Source organism: Kitasatospora sp. NPDC003701, from assembly GCF_053587085.1.
Genome location: NZ_JBSFNM010000003.1, coordinates 17,332 through 37,743, shown reverse-complemented (window position 1 = coordinate 37,743; position 20,412 = coordinate 17,332). Strand labels below are relative to the sequence as shown.

Below are 20,412 nucleotides of genomic sequence, written 5' to 3'. Positions count from 1 at the left end.
CCGTGCTCGACAAGCGCTCCGCCGGCTCCCCGGCGGCCGCCCCCGGGCGGACCGCGGGGGGCCGGCGGAGCCCGCGCAACCTCCACCCGCTGGCCTGGTGGACCTGGGCGCTCGCGCTGGCGACCGCGGCCAGCCGGACCACCAACCCGCTGCTCCTCCTCGTCGTCCTCGCCGTGCTCGGCTACGTGGTCACCGCCCGCCGGACGGAGGCCCCGTGGGCGCGCGGGTTCACCTACTACCTGTGGCTGGCCCTGACCGTGGTGGCGATCCGGGTGGTCTTCCGGTGCGTCTTCGCCACCGGCATCACCCCGCACGACCACCTGCTCTTCTCGCTGCCGCACATCCCCACGCCCGACTGGTACGCGGGCATCCAGCTCGGCGGACCGGTCTCCCTGGAGGCCACCCTCTCCGCGGCCTTCGACGGGCTGCGCCTGGCCTGCCTGATCTGCTGCATCGGCGCCGCCAACACCCTGGCCAACCCCAAGCGGGCCCTGCGCATCCTGCCCGGCGCCCTGTACGAGCTCGGCGTCGCCGTGACGGTGTCGCTCAGCGTCGCCCCGCAGCTGGTGCAGAGCGTCCAACGCGTCGCCCGGGCACGGAGGTTGCGCGCCGGGCAGAGCAAGGGCATCCGCGCCCTGCGCAGCATCGTCGTCCCGGTGCTGGAGGACGCGCTGGAGCGTTCGCTGCACCTGGCCGCCGCGATGGACTCGCGCGGCTACGGCCGTTCGGGCACCGCCACCCGCCGCTCCCGGCGGACCACCGGCGCCCTGATGCTGCTCGGCATGTGCGGCCTGTGCGCCGGGGTGTACGGGCTCCTGGACGGCACCGCCCCCGCCGCCCTGGGCCTGCCCGCGCTGCTCGCGGGCGCCCTGCTGTGCGCGGCGGGCCTCGCCCTCGGCGGCCGTCGGGTGCGGCGCACCACGTACCGGCCGGACCGCTGGCGGGCCGCCGAGTGGGGCGTCGCCGGCTGCGGCGTGGCCGCCGCCGTCCTGCTGTTCGGCACCGTCGGCTATGCCGCGACCGACCTCAACCCCTCCCTCTATCCGCTGAGTTGGCCGAGCCTGCCGATCGTCCCGGTGCTCGCGCTGCTGCTGGCCGGCGCCGCCGGGGCCATCGCGCCACCGCCCGGCCGCACGCCCGAACCCGCCGTGCTCCCCGGGCAGCGCCCGGCCGGTCCCGCCCGGGAGACCCGCGGCACCGGCACCGACCGCCCGCACACCGAGGTGACCAAGTGATCCGATTCGACCAGGTCGGCGTGGTGTACGACGGCCGGACCACCCCCGTGCTGCGCGACGTCGACCTGCACATCCCGGAGGGCGAACTCTGCCTGGTGGTGGGCCGCACCGGCGTCGGCAAGTCGACGCTGCTGGGCGCCGTCAACGGCCATGTGCCGCACTTCACCGGCGGCACCCTGCGCGGCCGGGTGAGCGTGGACGGCCGGGACACCGCGCACCACCCGCCGCGCGAACTGGCCGACGTGGTCGGCGTGGTGGGGCAGGACCCGTCGGCCGGCTTCGTCACCGACACGGTGGAGGAGGAACTCGCCTACGCGATGGAGCAGTTGGCCGTCCCGCCGGACGTCATGCGCAAGCGCGTCGAGGAGACCCTGGATCTGCTCGGCCTCGCCGACCTGCGCCACCGCGCGCTGCACGAGCTCTCCGGCGGCCAGCAGCAGCGCGTCGCCATCGGCTCCGTCCTGACCGCCCACCCCCGCGTCCTGGTCCTGGACGAGCCGACCTCCGCGCTCGACCCGACCGCCGCGGAGGAGGTGCTCGCCGCGATCACCCGTCTGGTCCACGACCTCGGCGTCACCGTGCTGCTCGCCGAGCACCGCCTGGAGCGGGTCGTCCAGTACGCCGACAAGGTCGCCTACCTGCCCGGCGACGGCACCGTGGTGCACGGGCCGCCCGCCGAGGTCTTCCGGGACACCACGATCGCGCCGCCCGTCGTCGACCTCGGCCGGCTGGCCGACTGGCGCCCGCTGCCGCTGTCCGTCCGGGACGCCCGCCGCGCGGCCGGCCCGCTCCGGGAGCGGCTGGCCGCCCTCCCCGCCCCGGCGCCGCGTCGCGCACCGGTCGCGGGGGAGGCCGTGCTGACCGCCGAACGGATCGTCGTCCGCTACGGCCAGGTGGCCGCCGTCCGGGAGGTCTCCCTGGAGCTGCGGGCCGGCCAGGTCACCGCGCTGATGGGCCGCAACGGCTCCGGCAAGTCCTCCCTGCTCTGGGCCCTGCAGGGCTCCGGCCCCCGCCAGGGGGGCACCGTCAGGGTCGCCCGGACCGCCGGCGAACCGGCCCGGGACCCGAAGCGGACCTCGGCCGCCGAGGCCCGCCGCCTGGTCGGCCTCGTCCCGCAGACCCCGACCGACCTGCTGTACCTGGAGTCGGTGGCCCAGGAACTCGCCCAGAGCGACCGGGAGGCCGACCTCGGCACCGGGCCGGCCGCCCGGCGGATCCTGGACCGGCTGGCTCCGGGAATCCCCGACGAGGTCCACCCCCGGGACCTCTCCGAGGGCCAGAAGCTGGCCCTGGTCCTGGCGATCCAGCTGGCCGCCGCCCCCCGGGTGGTCCTGCTGGACGAGCCCACCCGCGGCCTGGACTACCACGCGAAGGAGTCGCTGACCGGCATCGTCGACGCACTCGCCGCCGAGGGCCGCACCGTGGTGGTCTCCACCCACGACGTCGAGTTCGTCGCCTCCGCCGCCGACCGGGTGGTGGTGATGGCCGAGGGCGAGGTCGTCGCGGACGGCCCGACCGCCGACGTCATCGTCGCCTCGCCCACCTTCGCCCCGCAGACCGCCAAGATCCTCGCCCCGCTGCCCTACCTGACCACCCGCCAGGTCGCCGCGGCCCTCGCACCGGCGGAGGCCGTCCGGTGACGACCGCCACCCGCGTCGCCGTCCGGATCCCCGGCCGGGCCCGCATCGTCGTGGCGCTGGCCGCCTTCATCGGCCTGGTCGCCTTCACCTGGCCGTTCGTCGTGGCCCCCGGGAAGTTCGGCTCCTCCTACGCCCCGCCGCTGATCTTCGGCGCGCTGCTGATCCTGGTGCTCGGCGTCGTCGTCGCCGAGATCTCGGCCGGCGGCATCGACGCCAAGGCCCTCGCCATGCTCGGCGTCCTGTCGGCCGTCAACGCGGGCCTGCGCCCGCTCGGCGCCGGGACGGCCGGGGTGGAGACGGTCTTCTTCGTCCTCGTCCTCGCCGGCCGGGTCTTCGGACCGGGCTTCGGCTTCACCCTGGGCTGCACCTCGCTGTTCGCCTCCGCCCTCCTCACCGGCGGTGTCGGCCCCTGGATGCCGTACCAGATGTTCGGCTGCGCCTTCGTCGGCATGCTCGCCGGGCTGCTGCCCGGGCTCCGGCGCCGCTGGGAGGTGCCGGTGCTGGCGGTCTACGGCGCGGGCTCGGGCTACCTCTTCGGCTTCCTGCTGAACCTCTCGTTCTGGCCGTTCTCGACCGACCCGAACAGCTCGATCGCCTATCTGCCCGGGCTGCCCTTCACCGAGCAGTGGCACCGCTACCTGCTCTTCGACCTGGCGACCTCGCTCGGCTGGGACACCGGGCGCGCCGTCACCACCGGCGTCGCCGTGCTCGTCGTCGGCCCCGCGGTGCTCACCGTCTTCCGCCGTGCGGCGCGCCGTGCCAACTTCGAGCCGGTGGTGCGCTTCGAGAGCCCGGACGGCTCCGCTGCGACGGAGGGCTCCGCTGCGACGGACGGTTCCGCTGCGACGGAGGGCTCCGGTGCGACGGGGGGAACGCCCGAACGGCCCGTGGAACCCGGGCCGGCCACCGGATCCGCCGCTCACGACCTGCCCGGTGCCGCCGCCGGGGGCCGGGTCTGACCTCGCCCCCGCGGCCGGGCCGTCAGAGGGTGGTGATCAGCCCGCCGTCGATGCGGAAGTCGGCACCGGTCACATTGCCGGTGCGGTCCCCGGCGAGCAGCAGGACCAGGTCGGCGACCTCCTCCGGACGGGTGAAGCGCCCGGTGGCCGACTGGGCGGCGGCCTGCCGGACGACCTCCTCGGGGGTGCCGCCGGCGGACTTCGCGACGGTCGCGGCGACGCCCTCGGTGCCGAGCCACAGGGCGGTCTCGACCGGTCCGGGGCTGATGGTGTTCACCCGGACGCCCAGGGGGCCGACCTCCTTGGAGAGGGACTTGCAGAAGTTGGCGAGTGCCGCCTTCGCCGCGCTGTAGTCGATGACCGCCGGGTCGGGCAGCGCGGCGTTGACCGAGCTGATGGTCACGACGGCGGCGCTGCCCCGTTCGAGGAGGTGGGGCAGCGCGGCCCGGGTGGTGCGGACGGCGGTCAGGAAGTTGATCGCCAGGGCCTGCTCCCAGTCGACGTCGGTGACGGACAGGAAGCCGTCCGGGCGCGGGCGGACCGCGCCGACGTTGTTGACCAGCAGGTCGAGCCCGCCGAAGTGGGAGACCGCCTCGTCGACCGCCCGGGCCGGGCCGTCCGGTGCGGTGAGGTCCACCTGCAGGGGCAGGACGTCGGCACTGCGGCTGAGGCCGGCGAGGTCCTCGGTCACGGTGCGGGAGGCGGCCAGCACGCTGACGCCCTCGGCGGCGAGCGCCCGGGTGACGGCGAGGCCGATGCCCTTGCCCGCCCCGGTGACCACGGCGGCCTTGCCCGACAGGTGCAGGTCCATCACCGACTCCTCCAGCCCGCTGCCCGGCCCCCACCCGCCCGCTCGGACGGGGCCCACGCTGGAACCCTCGCAGCAAAGCCCCCGGGCCGCATCCGGGCACCCGCCCCCGCCGCCCCGGTGGGGGCGGAGCGGCATCAGGCCAGGTCGCCCGGGGCGGTCCAGTCCTCGGCGAGGAGGCCGAGCACGACCTCGTCGCGGTGGGCGCCGTACGCCCAGGCGGAGCGGCGCAGGGTGCCTTCGAGGGTGAAGCCGACGCGGGTCGCGGCGGCGATCATCGGCAGGTTCTCGGCGAGGGTGTCGACCTGGAGGCGGTGCAGCCCCCGGACGGTGAAGCCGTAGTGGCACAGGAGGGTGACCACCTCGCGGGCCAGTCCCCGGCCGCGGAACGCCGGGCGCAGCGAGATGCCCAGGTGGGCGCCGCGGTTGTGGGTGTCGATGCCCCACAGCAGGGCCTCGCCGGCCAGCTCGCCCGAGGGGAGGGCGGTGACGGAGAAGCAGGCCGCCTCCTCCGAGGGCGCGGCGACCGCGTACGGGGACTCGGCCGCCCCCGGTGACATCGGCTGCCAGGGGCGGGAGTCGGCCCGGGAGCGGGTGGCGACGTCGTCGTACAGCTCGGCCTGCAGGACGGGGACGTCGGCGTCGTGTCTGGCGCGGAGGGCGACTCTGGTGTTATGTAGCATGTCACATTGCTATCAGTGGTGCGGGTGATCGCGCCAGCGGGATCGGGCGCCCCGACCCGGAGCGCTCCCGCCTCGGCTCCCCGTCGGACGCCGGTCTGACCTACCATCAGAACCTTCGTCCCCGGGAGGTGTTCATGCGTCGGATCGCCGTCGTCGGAGCGGGTCAGGCGGGCCTGCAGCTGGCGCTCGGACTGCTCGCGGGCGGGTACGAGGTGACGGTCGTGGCGGCGCGGACGCCGGCGCAGGTGCGCGGCGGTCCGGTGCTCTCCACCCAGGCGATGTTCGGTCCGGCGCTGCGGATCGAGCGGGCGGCGGGGCTGGACCTGTGGGCCGACCGGACGCCCGCGGTCTCCTCGGTCCGCTCGGTGCTCGCGGCGCCGCCCGGGGTCCGGGCGCTGGAGTTCACCATGACGCTCGACGAGCCGGCCCAGTCGGTGGACCAGCGGCTGAAGACGGCCCGCTGGCTGGAGCTGGTCGCCGAGCGCGGCGGCTGGGTGGAGTACCGCACCCTGGACCGCGCGGGCCTGCGGGAGCTCGCCGAGCGGCACGAGCTGACGGTGGTGGCCGCCGGCCGGGGCGAACTCGCCGGGATCTTCGAGCGGGACGCCCGGCGCTCGCCGCACGACGCGCCGCAGCGGGTGCTGTCCTGCCTCTACGCGCACGGCGTCGGCTCGCCGGACCCGGCGACGGAACCGAGCGCCCGGATGCACGCGCTGCCCGGCCTGGGGGAGTTGTACCTGCAGCCGGCGCTGACCCTCTCGGGGCCGTGCGCGATCCTGCTCTGGGAGGCGGTGCCCGGCGGGCCGCTGGACTGCTTCCCCGACCGCCCGGGCCCCGCCGCGCAGTTGGCCCGGATCCGCGAGGTCCTGGGCGCGTACCTGCCGTGGGAGGCGCGGTTGTGGGGCGCCGCCGAGCCGACCGACGCGGGGGCCGGCCTGTACGGGGCGCTCACGCCGACGGTCCGCCGGCCGGTGGCGCGGCTGGACGGCGGCGCCGGGGAGGTCCATGTGCTCGGCCTCGGTGACGCGGTGGTGCTGAACGACCCGATCACCGGCCAGGGCGCGAACAGCGCCGCCCGGGCCGCGGACGCCTATCTGCGGGCGATCACCGAGCGCGGCGGGGCGCCGTTCACGGCCGCGTGGATGCACGACACCTTCGAGGAGTTCTGGCGGCGGCACGCCCGCCACACCGTCGACTTCACCACCGCGATGCTGGCGGCGCCGGAGCACCTCCAGGGTGTCTTCGCCGCCGCCGCGGAGCACCCGGCGGTCGCCCGCCGGCTCGCCAACACCTACGCGGAGCCGGAGGACTACGCCGCCTGGCTCGCCACCCCGGAGTCGACCGCGGCCTACCTGGCCTCGGTCGGGGCGTAGGCCCCGGGCCGCCCGGCGGTCCGTTCAGCCGTCGGCGCGGCCCGCGTACCGGGCGAGCAGGAGGTCGACGCCGGAGCCGATCAGGGTGGCCAGGTGGGCGTCGTCGAGCACGGTGTCGGAGTCGAAGGTCGTCATCAGCTGGGGGACGCCGAGCGTGACGGCCACCAACTGCTGGACGGCGAGCTCCGGTTCGGGGGCGGTCAGCCTCCCGAGTCGGTCCAGCTCGGTGAACGCCTCGGTCAGCGGCCCGTTGATCATGTCGTAGCTGAGCCGGTACCAGAGCCGGCCCAGCTGCGGGAAGCGCTCCGTCTCGCCGATGACCAGTCGGCGCAGCGACATGATGTCGGGGCGCAGCAGGACGCGGGCCCAGGCGGTGGTGAGGTCGATCAGGGCCTCCCGCAGGTCGGGGGCCCGGACGAGGGTGGAGGTGCAGGACTCGAGCCCGGCGTAGGTCTTGGGCAGCACGCCGCCGATGACGGCCAGGAACAGGCGCTCCTTGCTGCCGAAGTGCTTGTAGATGGTCGCCTTGGAGACGCCGGAGCGGCCGGTGATCACGTCCATGGACGCGGCCGAGTAGCCCTCGGCCAGGAATTCGGTGAGGGCCGAGTCGATGATCGCGCGGCGCTTGCGCTGGGCGGCGTCGGTGGGGTCCGGGATGATCGGGATGCCGTACTCGTCCGTCGCGTCCGCTGTGTCGGCGCCCATGGCGGTGTCCTCTGGGGTCTGGTCCTGGATGCGGGGTGCCCCAGTGTATGAACTGAACGGTTTGGTTCGCAAAGGCGGCGGCGCCGGTCCGCCCGGGGGCTGGGGCGGGGTTCACCGGGGCCGGGGCGGGGTTCACCGGGGCCCGGGTGGGTTCACCGCGGGAGCCGCCCCATCAGGCCGCGGTCGAAGTCCCGCTGGGCCTGGTGCAGCTCGGCGACGGTGTTCATCACGAAGGGCCCGCTGCGGGCGACCGGCTCGCCGATCGGCTCGCCGGCCAGCACCAGGACCTCGGCCGCCCCGCCCGGCGCCTCGACGGTGAAGCGCTCGCCGTCCTGCGCGAGCACCGCGAGATGGCCGTCCGGGAGCTGTGCGTCGGGGGTGGCGGCCTCGCCGGACAGGACGTACAGCATCGCGTTGTGCCCGACGGGGGCGGTGAACTCGGCCCGACCGCCGGCCGCCAGGCGGGTGTGCACGACGAGCACCGGGGTGTGGGTCGCGAACGGCCCGGTGACGCCGTGGGTGCTGCCGGCGAGGACGGTGAGTTCGGCGCCGCCGTCCGTGGTCACCACCGGGAGGTCGCCGGCCCCGGCGTTCTGGCTGCGCGGCGGGACGGTCTTGAGGCGGGCCGGCAGGTTGACCCAGATCTGCAGCAGGTGCTGCAGCCCGCCCGTGGCGAGGAACTCCTCGGTGGGCAGCGCCTCGTGGACGATCCCGGAGCCGGCGGTGAGCCACTGCACGCCGCCGGCGCGGACGACGGCGCGGTGGCCCCGCGAGTCGGCGTTCGCGATGTCGCCGGCGATGACGTACTGGATGGTCTCGAAGCCCCGGTGCGGGTGCGGCGGGGCGCCCTTGGCCTCGCCCGGCGCGAGCTCCACCGGGCCGACCTGGTCGACCATCAGGAACGGGTCGAGGAAGGGCAGGTCGGCGGTGGGGAAGGGCCGGCGGACCGGGAAGCCCGCCCCCTCGTAGGTGTGGACGGGGCGGACGACCCGGACGGTGGACCGCGTGGCGGTGGTGGTGGTCATGGGTCGAATGAACTACACGATTCAGTTCACTGTCAAGACTGAACCGTTCGGTTGACACGATGAACTGATCGGTTTAGTTTCCTCGGTGTCGAGGTCGCCCGGCTCCCGGAGCGGCCGACAACTCCCCTCCCGTACCGCACGACTGAAGGAGCGCCACCATGGCCACCGCCACGATCCTCGCCATCTCCGGCTCGCTGCGCGCCGACTCGCACAACACCCGGCTGCTGCACGCCGCCCGGAAGTTCGGCCCCGTCGGTCAGGAGATCGAGATCTACGACGGTCTGCGCGACATCCCCGCGTACGACCAGGACCTCGACACCCCCGAGCTGCGGCCGGCCGTCGTGAACGACCTGCGCCGCCGCGTGCTGGCCGCCGACGGCCTGCTCATCGCCACGCCCGAGTTCAACTACTCGATCCCCGGCGTGCTCAAGAACGCCCTCGACTGGCTGAGCACCGACTGGACCAAGGCGGAGGGCCTGCCGCTGCACCGCAAGCCCACGGCGATCCTCGGCGCCGCCCCGACCAACTTCGGCAGTGTCCGCGCCCAGCTGGCGCTGCGCCAGGTGTTCGTCTGGACCGACACCGACGTCGTGGTCAAGCCCGAGGTCGTCGTCTTCCGCTCGCACGAGCGCTTCGACGCCGCGGGCGATCTCACCGACGAGACCACCATCGGGCTCCTGCAGGGCCTGCTGGAGGCCCTGCAGGCGAAGATCGACGCCGCCGGCGCGCGCTGAGCGGTGCGGTCCGCGAGGGCGCTACCGGCTCGTCGGCCAGCCGTCCACCGTGGTGATGGCGCGGTGGTACGGGCCCTCGGGGCCGGTGCTGCGGTAGTCCTCGACGGATCCTCCGGTGCGGACGGTGGTGTCGCCGTCGTGCCGGTGGGCGGTCGGGCGCAGGGTGTGGTCCACCGTGGAGCGCTCGGTGGTCCGGCCGCCGACACTGCTGGTGGCGTCGCGGTGGTAGCCGAGGTCCATGGTGGTGCGCTGGTCGCTCGCGCCGGCCGCGTCGTGGGTGACGCGGTACTCGACGTCCAGCGGCGCGCCCTCGCGGACGGTGGTGGTCCGCTGCGGGCCGCCGCCCCAGCTGGTGCTGGTGCGGGTCAGGTCGGTGCGGTCGTGCAGCGTCAGGTCGTTGCCGCCGTCCCGGAACTGCTGGGTCGAGCCGAAGGCGAGGGTGTCGCGGACCTCGGTGGTGATCCGGCCGTGCGAGGTCTGCACCCAGCCGCGGGCCCGGTCGTGCCGGCCCGCGGTGACGGCCCAGTCGCCGCTGCCGCCGCCGTGGTCGGCCAGGGCGGTGGAGACGGCCGCCTCCGGGGCGACCAGGTACTCGGTGAGCGCCCCGGTGGTGCGGGCGGCGCCGTGGTCGAGCTCGGCGAACAGGTTGACCTGGCCCGACCAGAGGTCGTTGCTCTGCGCCTCGGCGGCGTTGACGGTGATGCCGACGGCGTGCGGGCGCCCGTCCAGCAGCAGGCCGACGTACGGGGTGAGGTCGAGCCGGTAGGCGGGCAGGTCGAAGGCGAAGATGCCGGGGGTGGGCCGCCAGAGCAACGGGTCCCAGCCGCCGGTGTAGATCACGGGGTACGGCCAGACCGCGCCGGCCACCCGCCCGTCCACGGTCAGCCGCAGCTCGCGGAACGGGCCCTTGCCGCAGGCGCCGAGGCCGGGGTTGGCGCGGACGAACTCGTCCGGTGCGGAGGCGTACGCGAACTCCTCGCAGGCGCCGCCGCCGCGGGCGTACACCTCGGCGGTCAGGCGTTCCAGGTTCGGCGGGAAGGCGAGGTCGCGGCTGGCGGTCGGCGCGTCCCGGGTGAGACCGAACGGCCCGGTGGTGAGCAGCCGGTCGGCGGTGCGGGCGGCGGGCCACCGGGCGGAGGTGGTGTGGAAGGTGAGCTCGGCGGTGATCCGGAAGACGCCGGTGTAGGTGGCGTCGGTGACGTTGGCGAGGTCGAAGGCGAACGGCTGCGGGCCGTCCGCGAACAGCGGTGCGTAGCGGGTGACGTCCCGTTCGACCGTCCACTCGATGCCGTCCGCGGACGGCTCGGGGGTGGAGGAGAGCAGCACCTGCACGCCGCCGATCCGGACGGTGAACAGGCGGTCGAACTGCCGCCCGGCGACCTGTCCGTGCAGGGTCAGCACGACCGCCGACCAGGGTCCGGCGCACGCGGCGGGCGGTGTGACGGTGGCGGTGTACGGGGTGTCCGGCGGGTTGCCGTAGCCGTCGCGGAACGGCCGGTCGTGCATCGCCTCGACGGTGCAGCTGCGGGTGTCCGGCCGGGTGAGCGGCTTCGCCGCGGTGAGCGGGTCGTGGTAGTCGGTGCCGAAGTCGGCGTGCGCGGGGCCGGCGGCCGTCAGCGCGCCGGTGAGGGCGAGGACGACGGCGCCGAGCAGGCGGGCGGCCCGGCGGGCGGGGCTCCGGCGGGCGGGCCGGCCGGGTCGGCCGGGTGCGGGCCTGCGGCGGATCAGCGGGTGGACGGCCAAGGGTCTCCCTCTCCTCGGCCCGGACGGGCGGTCCGGGCGGTCGCCCCGACCATGGCATGTCATCGTCAATCAGTGAAGGGGGCAGCGCCCGGCGGCGCGGCACCGCCGGGCGGTGCCGCGCCGCCGCGCGGGAGCGACGCCCGCTCAGCCGGCCGGCCGGGCCAGGATCGCGGCGACCAGCTCCGCGACGCCCCGCTCCCGCAGCACGCCGTAGTGGTCGCCGGCCAGTTCGAGCACGGTCGGCGGCGCGGCCGAGTAGCCCGAACTCCCCTCGATGAACGAGTAGTCGTCGCCGGCGGCCTTGACGATGGTCACCGGGGCGTCCAGCCGCCGCCGCGCGAGTTCGCCGAAGCTGTAGTCGAACTCGTAGGTCTCCCCGACGATCCGGGCGATCCGGCGGATCAACTCCTCGTCCAGCTCCGGCAGGAGGCGGTGGACGAAGGCCGTGAAGCCGTCCTCGTCGTGCGCCTCGGCCAGGCACGCGTCCAGGTCGGGCCCGGTGACCGAGCCGGCGAAGACCGAGTAGAGGATGGCCACGTAGGCCGGGTTGCGGTACGAGGCCTCGCGCCCGTGGCGCCCGCCGTCGAGCCGGCGCAGCTCCGGGTTGCCGGGGCAGATCAGCAGCAGGTCCGCCACCCGCTCGCCGGCCTGCTCCAGCTGCCAGGCCGTCTCGAAGGCGACCCGGGCCCCGAAGGAGTAGCCCCACAGGGTGTAGGGCCCCTCGGGCCGAACCCGGCGGATCTCGGCGAGGTCGGCCGCGGCCGTCTCCCGGATCGTCGGGTACGGCGTCTCCCCGGCGTTGATGCCGTGCGCCTGGATCCCGTAGAACGGCCGGCCCACCGAACTCCCGAGCAGGCGCAGGTTCATCGGGTAGCCGCCGAGCCCGGGCCAACAGAACACCGGGCCGCCGGTGCCCCCGCGGTGCAGCGGCACCAGCCGCGAGCCGGGCCCGCCCGCGTCGTCGTCGATCCGGGCGGCCAGGTCGGCCAGTTTCGGACTCTCGAAGAGGACCTGCAGCGGCAGCCGGGTGCCGAACTCCCGGTTGAGCCGGTTGATCAGCGCCACGGCGATCAGCGAGTTGCCGCCGGCGGCGAAGAAGTCGTCCTCCACCGAGACGTCCTCGTACCGCAGCGCCCCGCCCCAGGCCGCGGCCAGCCGGTGCTCGGTCGGCGTCGACGGCGGGACGTCCGGGCCGCCCGCGTCGGCGCCGCGGACCGCCGCATCGGCGGCGAGCGCCTTCGCGTCGACCTTGCCGTTGGCGGTCAGCGGCAGCCGGTCCAGGACGAGGACCTTGTTGGGGAGCATGTAGTCGGGCAGGACGGCGGCCAGTTCGTCCCGGACGATCTCGGCCGGCCCCTTCATGTGGACGGCGTCCTCGATCATGCCCTCGCTGCGGATCTGCTCCTCGCTCACCTTCCCGCCGAGGAAGAAGTACGACGGACCGGGCTCGATCCCGCAGGAGGCCAGGACGGCGTCGATCCGCCGCGCGGCCGGCAGCGGGTGCCCGGACTTCGAGCTGTAGCCGGAGGACATCAGCCCGAGGCCGAGGCCCAGGCCCCGGCGCTGCAAGCGGTGCAGGGCCGTCCCCAGGCCGATGTACTCCAGCCACGGCTCGTCGGCCCGGCCGACGGCGGTGATGCCGAAGCCGGCCCGCTCGTACACCTGCTGGTTGATCGCGATCACGTGCCTGGACTGCACCAGCTCGTCCGAGATCCGCACCAACGCGCCGTCCGCGTAGCGGTACTGGCCGGCGGCCAGCCCCTCGACGCCCCCGGGGTGGGCCTGGAGGTAGAACTCGGTGCGGTCCGGCCGCGGCCGGCCGTCGGCGGGGCCGATCCCGAAGGAGCCGAGGTAGTGGTCCTCCTCGGCCACGTCCAGCCCGGACCGGGCGGAGGGGAGGAGGCCGAGCGGGCGGATGGCCAGCCCGTGGGCGGGCAGCACCTCCTCGAACACGCCCACCATGTGGCCAGCCTCGAACTCCAGCACCTCCTGGATGTTGTTCCGGTACACCGGCGCTATCGCACGCCGCTTGCCGAGGAAGTGGACGGTCGGGCCCGGGCCCCCGCGGCCGTCGCCGACCCGCACCAGGGTGTGCTCGACCGGGTGGTAGTAGTACACGCCGGCGTCCAGCCCGTGGCCGCCGCCGGTCTCCAGGTACAGCTGGGTGGCGTACAGCGCGCCGGGGGAGGCGTAGGCGTACTTCGGCAGCAGCCGCTCGGCGCTGCGGAACTGCCCGAACCACCTCAGGATCCGGCCCAGTTCGGCGAGGCCCGGTCCGGCGGAGCCCGGTCCGGCGGGCCCCGGGACGGGGCCCGGGGCGAGCAGCGCCAGCAGGTCGTCCCGGGTGACCGGTCCGCCCTCGTAGAAGCGGTAGGTCTTGCGGGCGAAGGTCTCCCGCCGCTGCCGCGCGCTCTCCCGCCTCCCGGGCAGCGCCACCACCGGCCGGCCGGCCAGCTCGTCGGCGTCCCGCACACCGGGGTCGGACAGCTGCGCCCGGACCTGGAGCCGGCTCGCCTTGGACTGGTGGTGGCCGCCGTGGTTCCCCTGGTCCATCAGGGCGGCCTCCCGGGGATTCAGCTCCACGCACGCCACCAGGTTCCGGTGGCCCGTCCGCGGGGCGTCGGTGACGATCGCGGCCGCCCGGCTGACCCAGGTGTGCTCCTCGATGGCGAGCGCGATCTCGTCCAGCTCGACCCGGTAGCCCCGCAGCTTGACCTGGTTGTCCACCCGGCCGGCGCAGTGGAGCGTGCCGTCCGGGTTCCAGTGGGCGAGGTCCCCGGTGCGGTACAGGCGTTCGCCCGGGAGGTGGGGCGAGGCGACGAAGCGCTCCGCCGTCAGATCGGGCCGGTTCAGGTAGCCCCGGGCGAGCTGGACGCCGCCGATGTAGAGCTCGCCGGTCGCGCCGGGGCCGACGGGCGCCAGGTCCCCGTCGAGGACGAAGCAGTGGGTGCGGTCGACCGGCACCCCGATCGGCACCGACCCGGCGTCCCCGCCCACGGCGGCGGCGTCGACGAGCTGGGCGGTCGCGTTGATCGTGCACTCGGTCGGCCCATAGAGGTTGACCAGGGTGGTCCGCGGCAGCTCGGCGGCCAGCGCGCGGGCGAGCCGGCGGGAGAGCGCCTCGCCGCCCGAGTAGAGCCGCCGGAGCGTGTCGCAGCCGCCGAGGCGCTCGGTGTCCAGCAGCGCCTGGAGCAGGGTGGGCACGCACTGCAGCGTGGTCACCCCGTGCTCCCGGACGGTGTCGATCAGGGCCTCCGGGTCCCGGTAGACGCCCGGCGCGCCCATGACCACGTGCGCGCCGCCGGCGGGCGCCAGGATCTCCCACTGCGCCGCGTCGAAGCTCATCGGCGTCTTCTGCAGCACGGTGGCGTCCGTCCCGAGGTGCCCGCAGGCGATCAGCCAGCGCAGCTGGGACACGATGCTGCGGTGCTCGATCATCACGCCCTTGGGCCGGCCGGTGCTGCCCGAGGTGTAGATGACGTACGCGAGCGACTCCGGCCGGGGGCTCGGCGGCGGGTCGCCCGGGCCCTGGCTCTGGTGCGGGAACGGGTGGGCGCCGTCGGCCCCCCGGACGTCGTGGACGCCGTCCGGGTCGGCGGGGGTGACGATCCGGACGCCCGGCGGGGCGAGGGCGGCCAGCCGGCTCCGGAGGTGCTCCTGGGTGACGATCACCCCGGTCCGGCTGTCCTCGATCATGTAGCGGATCCGGTCCTCGGGGTACTCCGGGGAGAGCGGCAGGTAGGCGGCCCCGGCGTAGAGGATTCCCCAGGCCCCCACCATCAGCTCCGCCGAGGGGTCGACGTAGAGGCCGACGCAGTCGTCCTCCCCCACCCCGAGGTGGTGCAGGCGGGCGCCCAGCTCGGTGGCGGCGGCGCCGAGTTCCCGGTAACTGAGGTGTGCGCCGCCGCCGGTCACGGCGACGGCGTCCGGCCGGGCGGCCACCTGCCGGTCGAGCAGGTCGGGCAGGCAGCGGGCGCGGCGGGTGTCGTGGACGGTGAGCTGCACGGACTGTGCGGACATGGTGGGATCCCCATCGGGTGGCGAAGTCGGAGGACGTCGCCCGGCGTACCGGGCTTGTCACCCAAGCTCCGCCACCCGCTGTCCCGGCCGCGTGGGGCACGGGCCGTCTCTTCGCCCGGCCGTCGTCCGGCCCCGCCCGGGCCGGTCCCGGGCCCCGTACCCGGGGCCGGGCCGCTGGTCCCGGGCCGGGGGTTGTCGGTGGGCCGGCCGGTCAGCCGGGCCCGTCGCCGCGGCCCACCGGGTCCGGTACGGCCTCCAGCAGGTCGGCGCCGTTGTTGCGGACGCTGTTGACGGCGGTGGAGACCGGCCGGACCGCGAGTTCGTCGCCGGCCGGGGTGTGGAGGAGCCGCCGCAGGCCGGCCGGGTCGGTGTGGTCCGGGTCGAGCCAGGCGTCGAGGTCGTCCGGGCCGATGGTGAGCGGCATCCGGTCGTGGACCCGGCCGGCCGCGTCGGTGGCGTCGGTGGTGATGATCGTCGCGGTGGTGAGCCAGGCCGCCGGGTCCTCCTCGGGCAGCGAGCGGTCGCGCCAGAACTCGTACAGTCCGGCCATCACCAGCGGTCCGCCGGCGCGGGGGTGGAGGTAGTACGGCTGCTTGTAGGCCTTGCGGCCCTCGGCTGCCGGCACCGGTACCCACTCGTAGTAGCCGTCGGCGGGGAGGACGCAGCGGCGCTTGGCGAAGGCGGAGCGGAAGGCGGGCTTCTCGTGCACCGTCTCGGCCCGGGCGTTGATCAGCTTGGCGCCGGTGGCCGGGTCCTTCGACCAGGAGGGGACGAGCCCCCACCGCACCGGGCGGAGCCGGCGGGCGAGTTCGCCCGTCTCGCGGTCGACCCGCTCCAGGACCGTCCACACCGGGTCCGTGGGGGCCACGTTCCAGCTCGGCGCGAGGGTCTCGGCGGGCGTCCAGCCGGTCACCCCGAGCAGGCCGAGCAGGTCCTGGGGCGTGGTGGTGGAGACGAAGCGGCCGCACATGGGCGCCACTCTGCCACCACCCGGCCGGCGGGGCCACAGACCCGGGCCCGCGGGCGGTGCCGGGGGCCGGTGGACGGCCCCCGGCCGGGGGCCGCTCAGCGGCGGGCCGGGCGCCACATGGTCGAGACGACGTGGCCGGAGGGGACGGTGACCCGGTCGAGCTCGCTGAAGCCCGCCCGTTCGTAGCGCTCGTTGTTGGCGGGGTTGCAGGACTCCAGGTAGGCGGCGCCGCCGAGGGCGTCGATCCGGGCGAGGTTCTCGGCGAGCAGGCCCATGCCGAGGCCGTGGCCGCGGTGGTCGCCGTGGGTGGCGAGCAGGCTGAGGAAGAAGTGCGGTTCGCCCTTCGGGTGGGCCTCTTCGAGGAGCCCGAGGATGTCGAGCAGGCCGTCGGTGGTGGCCCGGTCGGTGACGCCCAGCATGAACTCCTCGAAGGTCTCCTGCTCCTCGGGGCTGAGGTCGGTGCCGCCGGGCGGGATCCACAGCGCGGCGGACTCGACGTTCGGCGTCACCAGCGTCCAGGGGTAGCGCAGCGCCGAGGTGGCGAACAGGCGCCACATCGCGGAGGCCTGGGCCGCCCGCCGCTCGCGGTCGGGGAACGCCGGCCCCCAGAGCGGGTCGTCGAAGAAGGCGGTCGTCAGGGTGGCGACGATCGCGTCGACGTCGGCGGACGTCGCCGTGCGGGCGGTCACGGGTGGGGTCGGTCGGTTCACTGCGCCACCTTCGGAAGGCCGGGAGAGGGTGATCGTCAGCGTACGACGGTGCCGGGGCGCCGGGCGGGACAGGGGCACGCGGACGGGCGCCGTCCCCCCGCGCGGTGCGGGGGGACGGCGCCCGGGGGGCCGGTGCGGACTCAGCCGAGCCGGCGGGTGAGCGGGGCGTCGGAGCGGGTGAACACGACGGCCAGCAGCCCGGCGAGCAGCGGGACGGCGAGGGTCGTGAGCGCGACGTCCGCCCAGGGCACGACGATCGGGTCGACGGCCCCGGGGTAGTCGAGGGCGCGGGCCTTGAGCAGGGCGATCGCCGGGACGAACCCGTTGACGGTGCCGAGCGCGGCGCCCAGGACGGCGATCAGCGCGCACTGGATGCCGGACAGGCTCCGGCGGATCCCCGGCGGCGCCCCGACGGCGGCCAGCGTCGCCTGGTCGCGCCGGGAGTCGGCGGCGGCGAGGCCGGTGGCGATGCACGCGGCGCCGAGCACGACCAGCGCGGCGAAGCCGGTGAGGGCGAGGGTCGGCAGGTCGCCCTTCGGCTGGAACCCGCGTTCCACGTCGAGCGTGGCGCTCCCCAGGATGCGGTCGGCGGTGGCCGCGGCCCGCTGCGCGGCCTTGCGGTCCGGTGCGGTGGGCGGCAGCCACACGGAGCCGCTGGCCTTGGTGCTCAGGCCCAGACCGGTGATCGTCTTGGCGCCGATGACGCCGGTCCCGTACCGGGCGGCGTCCGGGTTCTCGACCAGGACGGCGTCGACGGCGATCTCCCGGACGTCCTGCGTCGGGTTGGCGCCCGGCTGCGGCGGGGTGACGAAGCCACCGGTCAGCTGGAGCACGACCTTGTTGTCGCCGCTGAGCTGGGCGCGGTCGAAGACGACGGCCTTGCCCGCGGCGAGGGCCTGGTCGGCGGCCTGGTCGCGGACGGCGAAGGCGTTGTGCAGCACGGCGGCGTCGCCGACGACGAGGGTGCGCGCGCCGCGTCCGAGGTTGTCCTTGAGGCTGACGTTGCTGGAGCACTCGGGGCACCAGGAGTAGACCGCGGTGAAGAGGTCGGCGCGCTCCCCGAGGTCGGGGAGGTCCTGCTCGATCGCCGCGCGCAGCTGGGGGAGCTGCGGGGCGTCGGGGAGGACGCCGAGCGAGACGGAGTTGACCGGGCTGTGCGGCCGGTAGGAGGCGGCGTCCCGGGCCTCGGTGCTGGCGGTGTAGAGGCCGACGGCCACGGAGCCGGCGACGGCGGCCATCACGGCCGCGATGGCCGGGGCGGTGCGGCCGCGGTGCCGGGCCGAGTCGCGCAGGGCGAGCCGGCCGCCGAGCGGCAGGAAGCGGGCGAGCCGGCCGCAGAGGGCGATCAGCAGCGGGGTCAGCGCGAGCAGGCCCAGTTCGGCGGTGGCGGAGCCCGCGAGCACCATCAGGGTCTGCGCGTCCAGGCCGGCGAAGACCGGAATGCCGCGGCCGGTACCGTCGTTGGTGCCCACCGCGAGCAGCGCGGCGGCCGCACCGGCGACGAAGAGCACCGCGCCGGCGGCGGTGGTCCAGCGGCTCGGCGGCTTGACGGTGTCGCGGCCGGTGAGGCCCGCGGTGACGCTCTGCCGGGCGGCCTGCAGGGCGGGCAGCGCCGCCGCGAGCAGGGCGGTGACGACGCCGACGAGGGCGATCGCGATCAGGTCGGGCGCTTCGAGGCCGAAGTGGCCGAAGCGGCTGCCGGCGGTCTCCTCGATCCACGGGCGGATCAGGGCGACCAGGCCGGTCCCGAGCGTCACGCCGGCGATCGCGCCGACCGCGCCGAGCACCAGGCCCGAGCCGAGCACCACGGCCGCGATGTGGCCGCGGTCGCCACCGCTCGCACCGACCAGCGCGAGCTGGCGGCGGGAGCGGCGGGCGCCGACGGCGAAGGCGGGCCCGGCGAGCAGGGCGACCTCCAGCAGGGCCATGCCCGCGACGGTGGCCACCACGACGGCGCTGTCGGAGCGCAGCGTGCTGGTGGAGCCGAAGTCCAGCCGCTTGTACGACACCTGGGACGCGGGTGGCGGGTCGAGGGCCACCGCGCGCGAGGTCGCGCTGAAGCCGTACGTGTTGAGCTTCTTGACGCCCTCCCAGTCGAGGGACGCCCCGCCAGGCAGCCGGATCAGCCAGGCCGGCTTGCCCGGGGTCGAGCGCTCGCCGGCCCCGGTCGGGGGCTTGGCGGCGGCCGGCGCGGCCGCGGCGAGCTGGGCGACGACCTCGCCGGGGCGGCCGACGAACTCGACCTTGGCGAGATCACCGGGGTTCTCGACGACACCGGTCACGGTGAACGGCGTCTTCTCCAGCCCCTTGAGGGTGGTGGTGTCGCCGAGACGCAGACCGGACTCGGCGAGGAACTCCCGGGTGACGGCCGCTTCGTGGGCGGCGGTCGGGGTGCGGCCCTCGACCAGGTCGAGCCGGCCCTTCCAGACCGGGTCGGTGAGGTCGGCCTCGGAGGTCTCCGTCCGCAGCAGGCCGGTGGGCGAGGCGGCGCTCGCGTTGAGGCCGGCGGCGGCCGGCAGCAGGGTGGCGCCGGGCAGCAGCTCCCGCAGCAGGGCGGCCGGGTCGGCGCCGGCGCTGCGGGCCTGCTCCGGAGTCGGTGCCTGGCCGGGCTTGACGCCGAGGGCCAGTGCGCCGTCCTCGGCGAAGGGGAGCTGCTCGACCGTGCTGCCGGGCTGGTAGGCGGTGACGAGTGCGTCGGCCCCGCCGAGCAGCCGCTCGACCCGCTCCACCGGGGCGAGTTGGCCGCTGCGGTAGACGATGTCGGCGCCGGCCACGCCGAGGACGGGCAGCGAGATCATGGCGATGACGAGGGCGCTGCGGCCCTTGGCGCGCAGGGCGTCGCGGCGGGCGATCCGCAGCGCGACCTTCAGGGGTCCGAGCTTCATCCGGTGGCCTCGATCCGGTTCCCGTGGCGGGCGGCCATCGTGTGCAGGCTCTCGGCGCTGCGGCCGAAGCCCTCGTCGACGATCAGCCCGTCGCGGAGGAAGACCACGCGGTCGGCCCAGGCGGCGTGCCGGGGTTCGTGGGTGACCATCATCGCGGCGGCGCCGGCGTCGCAGCGGGCGCGCAGGACGCCGAGGACGGCCTCGCCGGTGGTGGAGTCGAGGGCGCCGGTGGGCTCGTCGGCGAGGACGAGGCGGCGGTCGCCGATCAGGGCGCGGGCGATCGCGACGCGCTGCTGCTGGCCGCCGGACATGTCGTCGGGGAAGCGGGAGGCCAGTTCGGGGATGCCGAGCTCCTCCAGCGCGGCCAGTGCCTCGCGGCGCGTCACCCGCCCCGGGGCGCCGTCGAGTTCCCGCGGCAGGGAGATGTTCTCGACGGCGGTGAGGGCCGGTATCAGGTTGTAGTCCTGGAAGACGTAGCCGATCGAGCGGCGCCGCGCGGCGGCGAGCTTCTTGCGGCTGAGGCCGCCCAGTGCGACGCCCTCGACCAGGACCTGGCCGGTGCTCGGTGCGTCCAGGCCGCCGGCGAGCGTGAGCAGGGTCGACTTGCCGGAGCCGGACGGGCCCATCACCGCGACGAACTCGCCGGCCTGCACCTTGAGGTCCACCCCGCGCAGCGCGTGCACCTCGGCCGCGCCCCGGCCGTGCACCCGGGTGACGTTGTCCAGGTGCAGCACCGGGCCGGTGCCGTTCCTGGACGGACTGCTCTTGATCATGGGTCCCCCTTGGAGAGATAGGGCGTGGAAAGCCCTCGGCCGACGGGGCGGGACGCCTCCGGGCCGGCCTGGCTTGCATACCCCGTATGTATATCGCACCTGCCGAGCAAAAGTATATGCAGTCGGCCGACATATCTTGTCCGATGGAC

Annotated in this window: 15 protein-coding genes; 5 read left to right on the top strand and 10 right to left on the bottom strand. The window is 75.2% G+C overall.

Features of this window, described 5'->3' with window-relative positions; translation table 11 throughout:
* Positions 1-2: 2 nt before the first annotated feature.
* Genes ACWDRR_RS03800 through ACWDRR_RS03790 form a run of 3 tightly spaced genes read left to right on the top strand, consistent with a single transcriptional unit; the run spans position 3 to position 3,834 of the window.
* On the top strand, positions 3-1,235 hold the full coding sequence (locus tag ACWDRR_RS03800; RefSeq protein ID WP_449770797.1) for a CbiQ family ECF transporter T component: 1,233 nt from the start codon (positions 3-5) through the stop codon (positions 1,233-1,235).
* Positions 1,232-2,875 (top strand): ABC transporter ATP-binding protein, encoded by a 1,644-nt coding sequence (locus tag ACWDRR_RS03795; RefSeq protein WP_449770565.1) that lies wholly within the window; start codon positions 1,232-1,234, stop codon positions 2,873-2,875. Before ACWDRR_RS03800 ends, ACWDRR_RS03795 begins: the two co-directional genes overlap by 4 nt.
* Entirely contained in the window at positions 2,872-3,834 is a 963-nt protein-coding gene (locus ACWDRR_RS03790; protein WP_449770564.1) for an ECF transporter S component, read from the top strand. The genes ACWDRR_RS03795 and ACWDRR_RS03790 overlap by 4 nt, the downstream gene beginning before the upstream one ends.
* A 22-nt stretch (positions 3,835-3,856) precedes the next feature.
* On the opposite strand, the gene ACWDRR_RS03785 is transcribed toward ACWDRR_RS03790, so the two are convergent.
* On the bottom strand, positions 3,857-4,645 hold the full coding sequence (locus tag ACWDRR_RS03785) for an SDR family oxidoreductase (protein WP_449770563.1): 789 nt from the start codon (positions 4,643-4,645) through the stop codon (positions 3,857-3,859).
* A 134-nt stretch (positions 4,646-4,779) separates the two neighbouring features.
* Complete coding sequence (locus ACWDRR_RS03780; protein WP_449770562.1) at positions 4,780-5,325, bottom strand: GNAT family N-acetyltransferase; 546 nt, start codon at positions 5,323-5,325, stop codon at positions 4,780-4,782.
* A gap of 134 nt (positions 5,326-5,459) precedes the next feature.
* Here ACWDRR_RS03780 and ACWDRR_RS03775 point away from each other — a divergent pair, with 134 nt between their 5' ends.
* On the top strand, positions 5,460-6,698 hold the full coding sequence (locus tag ACWDRR_RS03775) for a styrene monooxygenase/indole monooxygenase family protein (protein ID WP_449770561.1): 1,239 nt from the start codon (positions 5,460-5,462) through the stop codon (positions 6,696-6,698).
* 24 nt (positions 6,699-6,722) lie between these two features.
* Here ACWDRR_RS03775 and ACWDRR_RS03770 read toward each other — a convergent pair whose 3' ends face one another.
* Positions 6,723-7,403: a TetR/AcrR family transcriptional regulator gene (locus tag ACWDRR_RS03770; RefSeq protein WP_449770560.1), complete on the bottom strand. Its 681-nt coding sequence runs from the start codon at positions 7,401-7,403 to the stop codon at positions 6,723-6,725.
* A 152-nt stretch (positions 7,404-7,555) separates the two neighbouring features.
* Complete coding sequence (locus ACWDRR_RS03765; protein WP_449770559.1) at positions 7,556-8,428, bottom strand: pirin family protein; 873 nt, start codon at positions 8,426-8,428, stop codon at positions 7,556-7,558.
* Positions 8,429-8,586: 158 nt separating this feature from the next.
* On the opposite strand from ACWDRR_RS03765, the gene ACWDRR_RS03760 reads away from it, so the two are divergent.
* On the top strand, positions 8,587-9,162 hold the full coding sequence (locus ACWDRR_RS03760; protein ID WP_449770558.1) for an NADPH-dependent FMN reductase: 576 nt from the start codon (positions 8,587-8,589) through the stop codon (positions 9,160-9,162).
* Positions 9,163-9,183: 21 nt separating this feature from the next.
* On the opposite strand, the gene ACWDRR_RS03755 is transcribed toward ACWDRR_RS03760, so the two are convergent.
* The 6 genes from ACWDRR_RS03755 to ACWDRR_RS03730 all read right to left on the bottom strand — a co-directional run bounded on the left by ACWDRR_RS03755 (position 9,184) and on the right by ACWDRR_RS03730 (position 20,263).
* Positions 9,184-10,905: a peptide-N4-asparagine amidase gene (locus ACWDRR_RS03755; RefSeq protein WP_449770557.1), complete on the bottom strand. Its 1,722-nt coding sequence runs from the start codon at positions 10,903-10,905 to the stop codon at positions 9,184-9,186.
* Between the two features lie 144 nt (positions 10,906-11,049).
* A complete protein-coding gene (locus tag ACWDRR_RS03750; protein ID WP_449770556.1) occupies positions 11,050-14,925 on the bottom strand; it encodes an amino acid adenylation domain-containing protein in 3,876 nt (1,291 codons plus the stop codon).
* A 211-nt stretch (positions 14,926-15,136) separates the two neighbouring features.
* Positions 15,137-15,895: an SOS response-associated peptidase gene (locus tag ACWDRR_RS03745; protein ID WP_449770555.1), complete on the bottom strand. Its 759-nt coding sequence runs from the start codon at positions 15,893-15,895 to the stop codon at positions 15,137-15,139.
* Between the two features lie 95 nt (positions 15,896-15,990).
* On the bottom strand, positions 15,991-16,605 hold the full coding sequence (locus ACWDRR_RS03740) for a GNAT family N-acetyltransferase (protein ID WP_449770554.1): 615 nt from the start codon (positions 16,603-16,605) through the stop codon (positions 15,991-15,993).
* A gap of 140 nt (positions 16,606-16,745) precedes the next feature.
* Complete coding sequence (locus ACWDRR_RS03735) at positions 16,746-19,490, bottom strand: FtsX-like permease family protein (RefSeq protein WP_449770553.1); 2,745 nt, start codon at positions 19,488-19,490, stop codon at positions 16,746-16,748.
* A complete protein-coding gene (locus tag ACWDRR_RS03730; RefSeq protein WP_449770552.1) occupies positions 19,487-20,263 on the bottom strand; it encodes an ABC transporter ATP-binding protein in 777 nt (258 codons plus the stop codon). The genes ACWDRR_RS03735 and ACWDRR_RS03730 overlap by 4 nt, the downstream gene beginning before the upstream one ends.
* Positions 20,264-20,412: the final 149 nt, after the last annotated feature.